Here is a 15,013-nt window from a genome sequence, read left to right on the forward strand (position 1 = left end):
GCAGTCTGCCTGCAGGTGTTTCTTTCAGCATAGCGCCCCCTGTTTACTCAGGGGGCTACTCAATTTTTTTCCCTGATTTCCGCCCACCTGCTTATTTCCCCTGGCAACACCACTGTATGTATCCCCACTAAAGAGATTGTTCCGCGCTCTGCTCTATTTATTATCTAAAATTATGATTAAGACTCATCCCATTTAGCCTGGCGGTTAATATCCTTAATGTGATTTCATCCGCGAACATTTCCCGGGCGCTATTATTTAAATATGCGGTTAACCAAAAACAAAAAGGCGGAGAAAATCTCCGCCTTTTAATTTAAGTTTTCGTATTCAGTTATTTTGAACGCGGTAAGCTCATCAATATTGACTGAGAATTTCGTTCAGCCTTTCAGCAAGAAGTTTTCCTCTCCAGCCGCCGATTAATTCCGGCTGTGATTCCTTCTCTTTTAACTTCCAGTGACGACTTAATAACTGATTGATCTGGCGACGTGAGGCCAGTAACTCGACGCTTAACCCGCTTTCTTCACTCACGGTCTGGATCAGCGCTTTGATGTCTTTGAAGACTTTGCGATAACCCGGCTGATCAATCAGATTCGAAATGGGAGCCGGTAAATCGTCTTCCGGCAATGCCTCAGACTCTTCCACCAGCGCCAGCAACGTGCGGCCATGGTAACGGATTTCCGGGCCGCTCAGGCCAAGCGCTTCAAGCTCACCCAGCGATTTAGGCTGATAACGGGCTACCTGCCAGAGGTTTTCTTCACGCACCACAAAGTTGACGGCCAGGTCACGCTGACGTGCCTGAGTGAGCCGCCAGGCGGCCAGCAACTTCAGGCAACCCAGTTGACGCGGACGCAGCTGGAACGCATTGCCGATTTCCAGATAAGCCAGTTCAGGTTGAAGAACCTCTTTACGACGGCGGCACAACGCCAGACATTCATCCTGCGCGGCATCCATCCAGCCAGCTTCTTCAGTTTCACGCATCAGCTTGTCGGCCAGCGGCAGAAGATACCAGACATCGGCAGCAGCGTAGACACACTGTTTTTCGCTCAGAGGCCGGGCAATCCAGTCGGTGCGCGATTCGCTTTTATCCAGCTCCACGCCGGTCGTTTCTGCCACCAGACGGGCAAACCCGCAAGACAGCGGACGTCCGCTGAAGGCGGCAAGAATTTGCGTATCAATTAGCGGAGAAGGCATCACGCCAAAAGCGTTCAGGAAAACTTCCAGGTCTTCGCTGCCGGCATGGAGAAATTTCACGACATCAGGATTGACCAGCAAATCGATAAAAGGCTGCCAGGCGGTAATCGGCAACGGGTCAATCAGCGTCAGCCGTTCACCGTCGAACAGCTGGATGAGCCCGAGTTGCGGGTAATAAGTGCGGGTACGGACGAATTCGGTATCCAGCGCAATTTTGCTGTGCGCTTTGGCCTGAAGACAAACCTGCTCCAGCGCGTCATTGGTCGTGATCAACTGATAATTCAAATCTTAATTCTCTTAATATTAATGCGTTATAACGTGACAACGCCGGACAAATCCGGCGTTGAGAGTGACCATCACAGCGCAGCGGGCAAACGTTACGCCGCATCCTGCTTAGGATCGTCCTTCGGTTTTGCCTGCTCATCGCGAAGTTCGCGTCTGAGGATCTTACCGACATTTGACTTCGGTAACTCATCGCGAAATTCAACAATCTTCGGTACTTTGTAACCGGTTAATAACCGGCGGCAATGTGCCAGAAGTTCTTCGCTGGTCAGTGACGGGTCTTTCTTCACCACGCAAATTTTGACGATTTCACCTGACGACTCGTTTGGCACACCAATGGCGGCAACTTCGAGCACCTTGTCATGTTGTGAAACCACCTCTTCAATTTCGTTAGGGTAAACGTTGAAACCGGAAACCAGGATCATGTCTTTTTTGCGATCCACAATCCGCAAAAAGCCCTGCTCGTCCACTGTAACGATATCGCCCGTCGATAACCAGCCATCTTTTAGCACCTCATCGGTCGCTGAAGGCCGTTGCCAGTAACCCAGCATCACCTGCGGCCCGCGTACCCACAGCTCTCCGGGGTTACCCGGCGCAACATCCTGGCCGTTATCATCCACCAGACGCACTTCCGTAGAGGGCACCGGTAAACCGATGCTACCGCTGTAATGTTTCAGGTCGTACGGGTTGCCCGCGACCAGCGGCGAACACTCCGTCAGGCCATAACCTTCCAGCAAATGCTTGCCGGTCAGTTTTTCCCATTTATCGGCCACCGATTTTTGAACTGACATTCCGCCACCAACCGATAGGCGCAGCGTCGAGAAGTCCAGCTCACGGAAATCTTCGTTATTGAGTAACGCGTTGAACAACGTATTCACCCCGCTGATAGCGGTGAACGGATATTTGGACAGCTCTTTCACCATGCCCGGCACGTCGCGCGGGTTGGTGATCAGCAGGCTTTTTCCCCCGAGATCGAGGAACAGCAGACAGTTCACTGTCAGCGCAAAGATGTGATACAGCGGCAGCGCCGTTACCACCAGTTCGTGGCCAGGTTGCAGCAACGGTGCGTACGCTGCTTTTGCCTGTTCCAGATTGGCCTGCATGTTCCGGTGTGTCAGCATCGCGCCTTTCGCAACGCCGGTAGTTCCGCCGGTGTATTGCAAAAACGCCAGATCGTCATTGATGATATCGGGTTTGATATATTGCAAACGGCGCCCGTATTGCAGGGCACTGCGGAAGGAAATCGCATTCGGCAGGTGATATTTAGGCACCAGCCTTTTGACATATTTGACGACAAAATTAACCAGCGTGCCTTTTGCCGCAGAAAGCTGATCGCCCATACGGGTCAGGATCACATGCTTAACCTGTGTTTTGTAGACCACTTTTTCCAGCGTGTGGGCAAAGTTGGACACAATCACAATAGCGCTGGCACCGCTGTCATTGAGCTGATGTTCCAGCTCGCGCGGCGTATACAGCGGATTGACGTTCACCACGACCATGCCCGCACGCAATACGCCAAACAGCGCAATCGGATATTGCAGCAGATTGGGCATCATCAGGGCCACGCGGTCGCCTTTTTTTAGCCCTAGCTGGTTTTGCAGATAGGCCGCAAAAGCACGACTACGTTCCTCAAGTTTACGGAACGTCATGACCTCGCCCATGTTGATAAACGCCGGACTGTCTGCATAACGCAGCGTGGCATTTTCAAACATCTCGACCAGCGAACTGTAGCGGTCAGGATCGATGTTCTCGGGAACATCTGCCGGATAACGTTTTAGCCAAACCTTTTCCAAGGTATCACTCCTGAAATCATGTACTGTTGCCATCTCAATTCGACGAGTTTTATCACGTCTTTAACAATATTTTAACTCAGCTTACCAGTTGTGTTTCAAACAATGTCGAGGTTGAGAGGCGGGTCACTTTTTCTGCGCCCTTCGTTAGCCAAACCGTCCGTGGCTTAAAAAGAAAAAGGCGGCAATTAAGCCGCCTTAACAACGATCTTGTCTGTCTTTACTTTTTCGGCGGCGGCGGTGGCACCGGATGTCCCGGTGCCGGCCTCATCGCAGCCGGAGGTGGAGCCCGGTGCGGAGGCGGCGCGCCGTAATTGTGCCGGTTATTCGGTGACGACACTCTGGACCCGTGCGGGCCCCATGTCATACCAGCCGGGCCCCCAACCGGGCCCAAACCCTCGCCCCCAGCTGTCGTACGGTCCCCCGTAACCCCAGCCCCACGGCCCCATCGGCTGAGGCGGCATCACCACCTGTTGTTCGATGCGCCAGCGTTTATAACTGTTTACGCTGATAGTCACGAAATCATAGGACGACTGCCCTACTGTGCCTTTTTCAACGCCGGTAATCGGACCAACCACGGTCACGAGCTGATTGCGGTAATCCACCGGATCGACGAAACCGTTGATGTAAGCCATGATGCGGCCACGCGACGCCGCGCCCAGAATAGGTCGTGCCCCGTCATCAAGCGGCATTGTAGCGATTTCGAGTCGCGTTTTATTTTGCAAATTGGTGACTGCCACTACCTTGCCACCAAAACGTGATTCCTGACCGACATACAGACTCGGCGCGCCCTGCACCGCCTGTAAATTCATTTGCGGCGTTGCCGTGGTCCCGCGGATTTCATCCGGAACGGTGACACATCCTGACAACACCAGAACGCTTAGCGCAACAGCGCTCAACGCCCATTTTTTACCTGTCTGAACCGAAAACTGCTGGACTGCTGACCACTTACGCATTGCGATGACTCCTGTGCATACTCTTTTTTTTGACCACTTTTAAGTACACAAGTTGCGGTAACTTACCGGCCCGGCAGCTTTTTCCACGTAACTTCGTTGCGCAGATAAGTGGGTTCAGCATCTTCAGGATTTACGCGAACGCCGTTTTCCCAGAGCTGGAGCGCCAGCGGCAGCATATCTTCCGCGTGCGGTAGTAACATTTTGCCATCAAATAATTCTGCAACCGGAGATTCACCCAGCAAATGTGGATAAGCTTCCCAGCCGGTGCCGACGGTCGCAAAACGGCCGGTCAGTGAGCCGGCCTGTTCGATGAGTTGTTCAGGTTTGATCACTTTCTCGGTGTTTTCACCACTCCAGTCACCCTGAGCGTTCCGGGAGAATTCGCCCCAGTACACTTCGCCCATGCGCGCATCGATGGCGGCCAGCACGTTTTCAGCGCCAGTCTGGCGGTAAGCGCCCTGCGCCATGGTCTGTAAAGTGGAAACCGGCAGCAAAGGCAATTCAGCGCCCAGCGACAATCCCTGCGCCATGCCGATACCGATACGTACGCCGGTAAAACTGCCCGGCCCGCGGCCAAAGGCCAGAGCATCGAGCTGATTCAGCGTCAGGCCCGCTTCGGCGAGGATCTGCTGCACCAGCGGCAAAATACGCTGCGTATGTTCGCGGGCGCAGAGTTCAAAATGAGCGAGCGTCTCGCCCTCATTGTATAGCGCAACCGAACAGGCTTCTGTCGCCGTATCAATTGCTAAAATTCGCGTGGACATGCCAAACCTCAGGCGGGGAAATGAATAAGTTAGGGCCTTTTTTCGGGGCGCTATCCTAACATAACGTGAAGGCTATTTCTGCTCTTCCACGTTCTGTAAAAAGCGTATCGCTTGTGTAAGATCACGTGTGCGCGGCGTCGGCGGCAAACTGTTGAGGAAAACTTCACCATACGGGCGCATTACCAGCCGGTTGTCGCAAATCACCATCACACCCCGGTCAGAAGTATCACGAATTAAACGTCCGACCCCCTGTTTCAGCGTGATGACCGCATCCGGTAATTGTACGTCATTGAACGGATCGCCGCCGCGCAGGCGACAGTCTTCAATACGGGCTTTGAGCAGCGGATCGTCGGGCGAGGTGAACGGCAGTTTATCGATGATGACGCAGGACAGCGCATCGCCGCGCACATCCACCCCTTCCCAGAAACTGCTGGTCGCGACCAGTAAGGCGTTACCGGCTTCGACAAATTGCGCTAATAGCTGGCCTTTACTGGTTTCGCCCTGCAATAAAACGGGCAGCGTCAGGCTGGCCCTGAATTCCTCGGCCAGTTCACGCATCATTTTGTGTGACGTACACAGGAAGAAACAGCGGCCTTTATTGGCTTCGATCAGCGGACGCAGCATACGCGCCAGCTGTTTCGAACTGCCGTTCACGTTCGATTCAGGCAGAAAACGGGGTACACACAATAATGCCTGTTTGGCGTAATCAAACGGGCTGGGCAGCAGCAACGTTTCGGCTTCGTCCAGTCCGAGACGTTCGGTAAAATGGTGGAGCTGATCGTTCACCGAAAGCGTTGCGGACGTAAAAATCCACGCACCCGGCTTTTCTTTCATCATTTCGCTGAATTTATCGGTGACCGACAGCGGCGTCAGTGCCAGAACAAAATGACGGGAATTACATTCGTACCAGTAGCTGTAGCCGGGAATCGAAACATCTTTCAGGCGCTTGAGACGGTTGCGGTACAGCGTGGCGCGCTCAAAGGCGGCGTCCAGCAAGGCCGAGCGTCCGAGAGACAGTTTGACCACGTCGTAGCAAAGCTCCAGCGCGTCATCGAGCAACAGCAGAGCGCGCTGGATAGCGGGCTGATTGAGCACGTCGCGCAGATTACCGCGAAAACCCGGCTCACCGAGTGCCAGACGAAAATCCATTGTGCTCTGGCTCAGGCGGTCAGCGCTTTTCTGCAATTGCACCGAATCACGCACTTCCGTGCGGTAAGCGATGGTGATGTCTTTCGCCATATCCAGCAACTGACGGCTGGTTACCTGCTGGCCAAAATACTGGCTGGCGATATCGGGGATCTGATGAGCTTCGTCGAAAATCATCACGTCGGCCTGCGGGATAAGCTCACCGAAGCCGCTCTCTTTGACCACCATATCAGCCATAAAAAGGTGATGGTTAACAACGACGACGTCCGCGTCCATCGCCTTACGGCGGGCTTTGACGACGAAACATTCTTTGTACAGCGGGCAGTCGCTGCCCAGGCAGTTATCGTTGGTGCTGGTTACCAGCGGCCAGACAAAGCTATCTTCCGGCACTACGGTACAGGTGCTGATATCGCCCTCTTCCGTGCTGCTCGACCAGTGACGCAGATGCGCAAGTTCGCTGAGTGCCTGACTGGCGAGATCGCCGCCGGAAAGTGATTGCTGCTCAAGGCGTTCCAGACACAGATAGTTAGAACGCCCTTTGAGCAACGCCAGACGGCCTTTGAAATTCAGCGCACTGGCCACTTTGGGCAAATCGCGGGAATACAGCTGATCCTGTAAGTTTTTCGAACCGGTTGAGATAATGACTTTTTTGCCGGAACGCAGTGCCGGAGCCAGATACGCATACGTTTTACCGGTACCAGTACCGGCTTCCACCACCAGGCCTTGCTTACCGCTGATGGCTTTGCTGACGGCCTGCGCCATCAGACGCTGAGGTTCACGGGGTTTAAAACCTTCAATTTTCTGCGCCAGTGCGCCGTCTGTTGCGAAATCGTCTGTCACTCTGTCTCTCTACCTGTACGGATCAGCAGTGATTATGCCAACCGAACGCCCTCACCGCCACCGCCATCTGCCAATCCAACGCAGCAAACCTTTGTGTTACCCTTACCACCATCAATAAAAAGTGACTAACAGGAGCACAAAAGTATGACTATCGAACGGATCCGACCTGAGCCGCGCATGTCTGATGTGGTCATCCACAACGACACCATTTATTACACTGCAGTGCCGGAAAATCTGGATGCCAATGCAAAAGATCAGACCGCTGAAACGCTGGCCATCATCGATGCCGTACTGACAGAAGCCGGTTCAGACAAGAGCAAAATTCTCGATGCCACGCTGTTTCTGGTTCACAAGGAAGATTTCCCGGCAATGAACGAAGCCTGGGATGCGTGGGTGTCTCCGGGTAACGCGCCGGTTCGCTGCACCGTGCAGGCAAACCTGATGAACCCGAAATACAAAATTGAGATCAAGATTATCGCTGCACGTTAATCGCTGAATTTCAGACATAAAAAAACCTCCCGCGGGAGGTTTTATGTTTTTACGCATCAATTCAGACGGCGGCGCCAGCACCCGCAACGGCTTCTTTTGCCAGTTCAGTAATACGCGCGTAATCGCCGCTTTCCAGCGCATCGGCTGGCACCAGCCAGGATCCACCGATACATAGCACGCTTTTCAGCGCGAGATAATCCCGGTAGTTCGCCGGTGAAATCCCACCGGTCGGGCAGAAACGCACTTGCGGGAACGGACCGGCAATCGCCTGTAACGCTTTCACGCCGCCGTTGGCTTCCGCCGGGAAGAATTTGAATTCACGCAGACCGGCATCCAGACCCATCATCAGTTCCGATACGGTGCAAATGCCCGGAATCAGCGGGATAGAACCGGCGTTGGCTGCTTTCAGCAAAGCGTCTGTCAGGCCTGGGCTAATCGCAAACTGTGCACCCGCTTCGGTGACTTCGGCCAGTTGTTCAGGATTGAGAACGGTACCCGCACCAATAATGGCGTCCGGCACTTCTTTGGCAATCGCACGGATTGCGTCCATCGCACAGGCGGTACGCAGCGTCACTTCCAGCACTCGCACACCACCGGCAACCAGCGCTTTCGCCAACGGAACGGCGTGTTCCAGTTTGTTGATAACAATCACAGGAACAACCGGCCCTGAGGTCAGAATTTGTTCCGCGCTTGTTTTCCAGTTTTTCATCTTGTTCTCCGTTCATGCCCGCAGGCATCGTTGTGATTGATGGCGCGCCCCTGCCACAGGGTCTGGCAACTTTTCAGAAAGAAAAAACGTTGCCAGAAACCGACCACACCCGATTGGACGAGATACTACTATTCCTAACTGCTAAAAGAATTGATGTGTCATAAAAAAACGCTGCACAGGCAGCGTTTTTAAAGGATGACCGGTTACTCGAACTCGTTCCAGGAACGGCCGTCACGGGTAATCATGGCCACAGAAGCCACCGGTCCCCATGTACCGGACTGATACGGTTTTGGTGCTTCACTTTCCGCTGCCCACGCATTCATGATGGAGTCGACCCATTTCCAGGCTTCTTCCACTTCGTCACGACGCACGAACAGCGCCTGGATCCCACGCATAGTTTCCAGCAGCAGACGTTCGTAAGCATCAGCGATGTGTTGCTCGTTGAAGGTTTCGGTGAAGCTCAGGTCCAGTTTGGTTGTCTGCAAACGATGTTTGTGTTCCAGACCCGGAACCTTGTTCAGCACTTCGATTTCAATACCCTCGTCCGGTTGCAGACGGATGGTCAGTTTGTTCTGCGGCAACTGCTGGTAAGAATCACGGAACAGGTTCAGCGCCGGGCTCTTGAAGTACACCACAACTTCTGAACATTTGGTCGGCAGACGCTTACCGGTACGCAGGTAGAACGGCACGCCAGCCCACTGCCAGTTGTCGATATCCACACGGATAGACACAAAGGTTTCGGTGCTGCTGGTTTTTTTCGCGCCTTCTTCCTCCAGATAGCCCGGCACTTTTTTGCCTTGTACAAAACCGGCTGTGTACTGGCCACGCACTGTATTTTCGCGCACGTTTGACTGGTCGATGCGGCGCAGGGAACGCAGCACTTTGACTTTTTCATCACGAATACGGTCGGTGCTCAGATCCGCCGGTGGCGACATGGCAATCATAGTCAGAATTTGCAGCAAGTGGTTCTGGATCATGTCGCGCATCTGGCCTGCGTCATCGAAATAACCCCAGCGGCCTTCGATACCCACTTCTTCCGCAACGGTGATCTGCACATGATCGATAGTGCGGTTATCCCAGTTGCTGGCGAACAGGTTGTTGGCAAAACGTAGCGCCAGCAGGTTCAGTACCGTTTCTTTACCCAGGTAATGGTCGATACGGTAAACCTGAGATTCGGCGAAGTATTCCGCAACCTGATCATTGATGACCTGAGAAGACTCCAGAGAGTGACCCAGTGGTTTTTCCATCACAACGCGCGCAGGTTCTTTGTTCAGCCCGGCTTCACCCAGACCACGGCAAATTGCACCGAAGTGGCTTGGCGCAATCGCAAAGTAGTTGATGGTGGCGCGGTTTTGCTGGTCAAGCATTTTGCCCAGCACTTTGAAATGCTTCAGATCATTGACATCAAGGTTACAGAAATCAAGACGGGCACTGAGTTTATCCCACAGTTCCGGATCAATTTTTTCTTTCATGAAGGTGGTCAGTGCTTCTTTAACCACTTCGGTATAGGCCGCTTTGTCCCATTCCGCACGACCAACACCGATGATGCGGGTGTCAGGGTGAATGTGACCTGCTTTCTCTAACTGATACAGGGAAGGCAACAGCTTACGACGCGCAAGATCGCCTTTTGCACCGAAAATTACCAGATCACAAGCCTGGGCTGTCTGAGTTACCGCCATGTTCTTCTCCTCAATGCAGGAATACCTAATCTATTTCTGGTTGCCTTTGCGTGAGCTGCAACTCGAATTATCTCGGGTACATATTGTAATTTTATTTCAGCAACAATGTACTCTGATTGCCCGTAAGCCGTAAACCTTGATCTGACAGCGTGATAACTTGCTGATAAAACCCTGTTTTTATCATACGAATTCCAGACCTGCTTAAAACCGACCACATTCTGTAATTTTATGACAAAACTGAACAGAATTTACCATACTGAAAGTTAGATCTCGGTCAAACTCTGACAAAAAAAGCCGTAAATTCGCCTGACTGACGCTGCCAACGGCCTGAAGCACGTAGTATATTTTCATCAAATCAGAACGATTTCCTCTTTTCAAAGAAATCGTTGAAACCTATGAGTGGCATGCTTATGAATACATTGGAAAAAATCCAGACCAGCCTTGACATTCTGAGCAAGTCAGAACGCAAAGTTGCAGAAGTTATCCTCGCATCGCCGCACATTGCTATTCATTCAAGTATTGCCACTCTCGCCCGTATGGCCGACGTCAGTGAACCTACTGTAAACCGTTTTTGCCGTCGTCTCGACACAAAAGGGTTTCCAGATTTTAAACTGCATCTGGCACAAAGTCTGGCAAACGGTACACCTTATGTGAACCGTAACGTGGATGAAAGCGACAGCGTCAGCGCTTACACCAGCAAAATCTTTGAATCTGCTATGGCAAGCCTCGATCAGGTGAAAAACACCCTGGACATCGCCGCCATCAACCGCGCCGTCGATTTACTCACACAGGCGAAGAAGATTTCCTTCTTTGGGCTTGGAGCTTCCGCCGCCGTCGCGCATGATGCCATGAACAAATTTTTCCGCTTCAACATTCCCGTGGTCTATTTCGACGACATCGTTATGCAGCGCATGAGTTGCATGAATTCCAGCGAAGGCGACGTCGTTGTGCTGATTTCTCACACCGGGCGTACCAAAAATCTGGTGGAACTCGCGCACCTTGCCCGCGAAAACGATGCCACGGTCATTGCTATCACCTCTTTTAATACGCCGCTGGCGCACGAAGCCACGCTCGCCCTGCTGCTCGATGTGCCCGAAGACACCGACGTTTATATGCCGATGGTCTCGCGGATTGCACAACTGACGCTGATCGACGTGCTCGCCACCGGTTTTACCTTGCGCCGTGGCGCAAAATTCAGAGATAACCTGAAGCGGGTCAAAGAAGCGTTGAAAGAATCGCGCTTTGATAAGGGGATTGTCGTCCCTAACCTGTCTGAATGACATCACCCTGTGCGGCAGGCAGCAAATCATTCATTAAACATATTAATTGAGCACCAACGATTTAATAGGGAGTCTGGCGGAAAATCTACGCGCAAAGTGCGCAGGACAAATGTCAGACATGAGGTCAGCGGGTCACACAGGTGAAACCCTTTTGTATTACAATTACACCTCGACCCAATGTGGACCCGCTGTTTTTTGCACAATAATTGCTTCACCAGTTAACGGAGTAAGGCATGTCCAGAAGGCTCAGAAGAACCAAGATTGTTACCACCCTCGGTCCTGCAACTGACCGCGACAATAACCTCGAAAAAATTATTGCCGCCGGTGCAAACGTTGTACGTATGAATTTCTCCCACGGCACCCCTGAAGACCACATTCTGCGCGCCAACAAAGTGCGTGAAATCGCCGCCCGTCTTGGTCGCCATGTGGCTATTCTTGGCGATCTGCAAGGGCCAAAAATCCGCGTATCGACCTTTAAAGAAGGCAAAGTGTTCCTGAATGTCGGCGACAAATTCCTGCTCGACGCCAACATGAGCAAGGGTGAAGGCGATAAAGAGAAAGTGGGTATCGACTACAAAGGTCTGCCTGCCGACGTGGTGCCGGGCGACATTCTGCTGCTTGATGATGGCCGCGTGCAGCTGAAAGTGCTCGAAGTCCAAGGCATGAAAGTGTTCACCGAAGTTACCGTTGGCGGCCCGCTGTCCAACAACAAAGGCATCAACAAGCTGGGCGGCGGTCTTTCCGCTGAAGCCCTGACTGAAAAAGATAAAGCAGACATTATTACTGCGGCCAAAATGGACGTAGATTATCTGGCAGTTTCATTCCCACGCACGGGCGAAGATCTTAACTACGCACGCCGTCTGGCACGCGATGCCGGCTGTAATGCGCAAATCGTTTCTAAAGTTGAACGTGCTGAAGCCGTCGCGTCCGACGCGGCGATGGATGACATCATTCTCGCTTCCGATGTTGTGATGGTGGCCCGTGGCGACCTGGGCGTTGAAATCGGTGACCCGGAACTGGTGGGTATTCAGAAAAAACTGATCCGCCGTGCCCGTCAGCTTAACCGCGCTGTTATTACCGCGACGCAGATGATGGAATCGATGATCACCAATCCGATGCCAACCCGTGCGGAAGTCATGGATGTCGCGAACGCCGTGCTCGACGGAACCGACGCCGTGATGCTTTCTGCTGAAACGGCTGCCGGACAGTATCCGTCAGAAACCGTGGCTGCGATGGCGCGTGTTTGTCTCGGTGCGGAAAAAATCCCAAGCATCAACGTTTCCAAACATCGTCTGGACGTGGAATTCGATAACATCGAAGAAGCCATTGCCATGTCTGCAATGTACGCCGCCAACCACCTGAAAGGCGTCTCGGCGATTATCTCCATGACTGAATCTGGCCGCACCGCGCTGATGCTGTCACGTATCAGCTCCGGCCTGCCGATTTTTGCCATGTCCCGCCATGAGCACACGCTTAACCTGACCGCCATTTATCGTGGCGTCACGCCGGTCTTCTTCGACAGCGTTAACGACGGCGTCGCAGCCGCTCAGGACGCGGTGAATTTGCTGCGTGATAAAGGTTATCTGCTTTCAGGCGACCTGGTGATTATCACTCAGGGCGACGTCATGAGCACCATCGGCACCACCAATACCAGCCGCCTGTTGCGTGTTGATTAATCTCTAAATGTAATAAAATATAACGTAATGGCCGATTGTTATGATCGGCCTTTTTATTTCCCTGCATTGACTCCTTTTATTCCCCGCCGTACGAAGGCATTTAACGTTCTTAATTTGATCATTATTTTGCCATCTGGTGGAAATACTCCCCTGCATCTCAACAATACCTTCGTGATAAAAACAAATTACACCTGCACTTATTATGGCTAAATATAACTTTTTGTATCCTAAATGCCACAGGTGAGAGTACTGAATTGAATAACAAATACAGACTTCTCTCATAGGATTAAGAGTATCCAAAGCCAAATTTACATTTTTATGTGATAGAGATCACATAAAAACATCAAAAACACAGGTATTTGCTAAATGTTCAATGTCGTTATTGAATGATAATGATTTGCATTTATAATGATTCCCAATCGTTAAAACCTTGTATAAATCCGCACAAAGGAAAACAGACAAGACAAATAACCTTCAATTTCTGATAAAGAAAAATAATTAACCATACACTTAACAGGCGTGGGCATAAACCCTGCCTGCTAACGCTTACGTTCACTGAAATTTCCTTAATACATTCGGGAGGCCGCCCCGCGCCTGCTTCCGATGAAAAGGTCAGATTAAAAGGATCCAGAATGAGCCAGATAAATAATTGGGAATTAATGCAGGACAGCGCGAATAACCTCACACCTGCTCAGGAAAAATTAAGCAGAAATCAGGGTTATATCTTTAATCAAAATAGCACCCCGGACTGGCAGGCACAGATTGAGCAAGGTATTGAATTAATTAAGTCACATATTAATCAGACCGAAAAGCCTTTTTCGGGTGTCTCCCCTGCCGAATTAGCCGAACAGTTTCGCCATATTGATTTAACCAAACCATTAGACGGAACGCGGCTGGCGCTGGAAGAACTGGATGATTTATATCTTCAGCACGCTGTTTATTTCCATCACCCGAAATACCTCGCACATCTCAACTGCCCGACCGTCGTTCCGTCGCAACTGGCCGAACTTTTTATCAGTGCGATCAACTCTTCTGTGGATACCTGGGATCAGAGCGCAGGTGGCACCCTTATTGAGCAAAAGGTCATCGACTGGACGCTGGCACGCATTGGCTTTGGCGCACAGTCGGACGGTATTTTTACCAGCGGCGGCACGCAATCAAACCTGATGGCAATGTTGCTGGCGCGCGACAGCCACTGCAAACGCACGCGTCCTCAGCACAGCATCAAATATCAGGGTTTGCCGCCGGAAGCTAACCGCTGGCGCATCTTCAGTTCACAGGTCAGCCATTTCAGCATTCAGAAATCCGCCGCCCTGCTCGGCCTCGGCTATGACGCCGTGGTGCCGGTCGCCTGTGACGACAAATTCCGTATGGATATCAGCGCGCTGAAACAGGAAATCGAACGCTGTCACGCAGAAGGTTTGATCCCGATTGCCATAGTGGCCACGGCGGGCACCACCGATTTCGGCAGTATCGATCCGCTCCATGAAATCGCGGAAATCTGCCGCAAAGAGAAAATCTGGATGCACGCCGACGCCGCTTACGGCTGTGGTTTACTGGTTTCCCCGCAGCATCGCCAGCGTATCGAAGGTATTCATCTGGCCGATTCCGTGACCGTTGATTATCACAAATCCTTCTTCCAGCCAGTGAGTTGCAGTGCGTTTCTGGTCAACGACCACCGCCATCTGGAACACGTCACTCACCACGCGGAATACCTGAATCCGCTGAGTGCAAAACTGGAAGGCACGCCGAATCTGGTCAACAAAAGCATCCAGACCACCAAACGTTTCGACGCCCTGAAAATGTGGCTGACGCTGCGCATCATGGGCCAGCAGGCGCTGGGTGAATCCTTCGATGTGCTGCTGGAACGCGCCACCGAAACCCATCAGCTGATGGAACAAAACCCGAACATTGAAGTGTTGCACAAACCCGAACTGAGCACGCTGGTGTTCCGCTTTGTCCCGCGCATGTCGATGAGTCAGGAGCAAATTGACGCCATCAACGCCGACATCCGCAAAGCCATTTTCCGCGACGGCAGCGCAGTGATTGCCGGAACCAAAGTACATCAGCGCCAGTACCTGAAATTCACCCTGCTCAACCCGACCACCACCACGGAAGATGTCGCCGATGTGATCAGCCTTATCACGCATTACGGTAAAGAACTGACCGCCGCCGCGCTGAGCGCCGCGAAGAACCGCTAACAGGAGTTGCACC

General features: G+C 52.1%; 11 protein-coding genes. 4 read left to right on the plus strand and 7 right to left on the minus strand.

Annotated elements, in window-relative coordinates; all coding sequences use genetic code 11:
• Window positions 1–351 precede the first annotated feature (351 nt).
• The 5 genes from rnd to M2403_RS07570 all read right to left on the minus strand — a co-directional run bounded on the left by rnd (window position 352) and on the right by M2403_RS07570 (window position 6,966).
• A complete protein-coding gene (gene rnd, locus M2403_RS07550; RefSeq protein WP_259228851.1) occupies window positions 352–1,473 on the minus strand; it encodes a ribonuclease D in 1,122 nt (373 codons plus the stop codon).
• Window positions 1,474–1,565: 92 nt separating this feature from the next.
• Window positions 1,566–3,263 (minus strand): long-chain-fatty-acid--CoA ligase FadD, encoded by a 1,698-nt coding sequence (gene fadD / locus M2403_RS07555; protein WP_217153183.1) that lies wholly within the window; start codon window positions 3,261–3,263, stop codon window positions 1,566–1,568.
• A gap of 320 nt (window positions 3,264–3,583) precedes the next feature.
• A complete protein-coding gene (locus tag M2403_RS07560; protein ID WP_152327064.1) occupies window positions 3,584–4,216 on the minus strand; it encodes a Slp family lipoprotein in 633 nt (210 codons plus the stop codon).
• Between the two features lie 62 nt (window positions 4,217–4,278).
• On the minus strand, window positions 4,279–4,980 hold the full coding sequence (gene tsaB / locus M2403_RS07565) for a tRNA (adenosine(37)-N6)-threonylcarbamoyltransferase complex dimerization subunit type 1 TsaB (RefSeq protein WP_152327063.1): 702 nt from the start codon (window positions 4,978–4,980) through the stop codon (window positions 4,279–4,281).
• Window positions 4,981–5,052: 72 nt separating this feature from the next.
• Complete coding sequence (locus M2403_RS07570) at window positions 5,053–6,966, minus strand: ATP-dependent DNA helicase (protein ID WP_259228852.1); 1,914 nt, start codon at window positions 6,964–6,966, stop codon at window positions 5,053–5,055.
• A 144-nt stretch (window positions 6,967–7,110) separates the two neighbouring features.
• On the opposite strand from M2403_RS07570, the gene M2403_RS07575 reads away from it, so the two are divergent.
• Entirely contained in the window at window positions 7,111–7,455 is a 345-nt protein-coding gene (locus M2403_RS07575; RefSeq protein ID WP_101080008.1) for a RidA family protein, read from the plus strand.
• Window positions 7,456–7,516: 61 nt separating this feature from the next.
• Here M2403_RS07575 and M2403_RS07580 read toward each other — a convergent pair whose 3' ends face one another.
• Together M2403_RS07580 and zwf are read right to left on the minus strand one after the other, a co-directional pair.
• Window positions 7,517–8,164, minus strand: coding sequence for a bifunctional 4-hydroxy-2-oxoglutarate aldolase/2-dehydro-3-deoxy-phosphogluconate aldolase (locus M2403_RS07580; protein ID WP_152327061.1), 648 nt, complete (start codon window positions 8,162–8,164; stop codon window positions 7,517–7,519).
• 203 nt (window positions 8,165–8,367) lie between these two features.
• On the minus strand, window positions 8,368–9,843 hold the full coding sequence (gene zwf, locus M2403_RS07585; protein WP_152327060.1) for a glucose-6-phosphate dehydrogenase: 1,476 nt from the start codon (window positions 9,841–9,843) through the stop codon (window positions 8,368–8,370).
• Between the two features lie 410 nt (window positions 9,844–10,253).
• On the opposite strand from zwf, the gene M2403_RS07590 reads away from it, so the two are divergent.
• The 3 genes from M2403_RS07590 to M2403_RS07600 all read left to right on the plus strand — a co-directional run bounded on the left by M2403_RS07590 (window position 10,254) and on the right by M2403_RS07600 (window position 15,000).
• On the plus strand, window positions 10,254–11,123 hold the full coding sequence (locus M2403_RS07590) for a MurR/RpiR family transcriptional regulator (protein WP_152327059.1): 870 nt from the start codon (window positions 10,254–10,256) through the stop codon (window positions 11,121–11,123).
• A 233-nt stretch (window positions 11,124–11,356) separates the two neighbouring features.
• Entirely contained in the window at window positions 11,357–12,799 is a 1,443-nt protein-coding gene (gene pyk / locus M2403_RS07595; protein ID WP_152327058.1) for a pyruvate kinase, read from the plus strand.
• 632 nt (window positions 12,800–13,431) lie between these two features.
• Entirely contained in the window at window positions 13,432–15,000 is a 1,569-nt protein-coding gene (locus M2403_RS07600; protein WP_259228854.1) for an aspartate aminotransferase family protein, read from the plus strand.
• Window positions 15,001–15,013: the final 13 nt, after the last annotated feature.

The sequence above is a fragment of the Rahnella sp. BIGb0603 genome (assembly GCF_024808755.1).
GTDB lineage: Bacteria > Pseudomonadota > Gammaproteobacteria > Enterobacterales > Enterobacteriaceae > Rahnella > Rahnella contaminans.

What these genes read in the sequence shown, in the direction of transcription:
- M2403_RS07575 (WP_101080008.1), top strand. Translation starts at nt 7,111, where the DNA reads ATGACTATCGAACGGATCCGACCTGAGCCGCGCATGTCTGATGTGGTC.
- M2403_RS07590 (WP_152327059.1), top strand. Translation starts at nt 10,254, where the DNA reads ATGAATACATTGGAAAAAATCCAGACCAGCCTTGACATTCTGAGCAAG.
- zwf (WP_152327060.1), bottom strand. Translation starts at nt 9,843, where the DNA reads ATGGCGGTAACTCAGACAGCCCAGGCTTGTGATCTGGTAATTTTCGGT.
- M2403_RS07600 (WP_259228854.1), top strand. Translation starts at nt 13,432, where the DNA reads ATGAGCCAGATAAATAATTGGGAATTAATGCAGGACAGCGCGAATAAC.
- tsaB (WP_152327063.1), bottom strand. Translation starts at nt 4,980, where the DNA reads ATGTCCACGCGAATTTTAGCAATTGATACGGCGACAGAAGCCTGTTCG.
- M2403_RS07580 (WP_152327061.1), bottom strand. Translation starts at nt 8,164, where the DNA reads ATGAAAAACTGGAAAACAAGCGCGGAACAAATTCTGACCTCAGGGCCG.
- pyk (WP_152327058.1), top strand. Translation starts at nt 11,357, where the DNA reads ATGTCCAGAAGGCTCAGAAGAACCAAGATTGTTACCACCCTCGGTCCT.
- M2403_RS07560 (WP_152327064.1), bottom strand. Translation starts at nt 4,216, where the DNA reads ATGCGTAAGTGGTCAGCAGTCCAGCAGTTTTCGGTTCAGACAGGTAAA.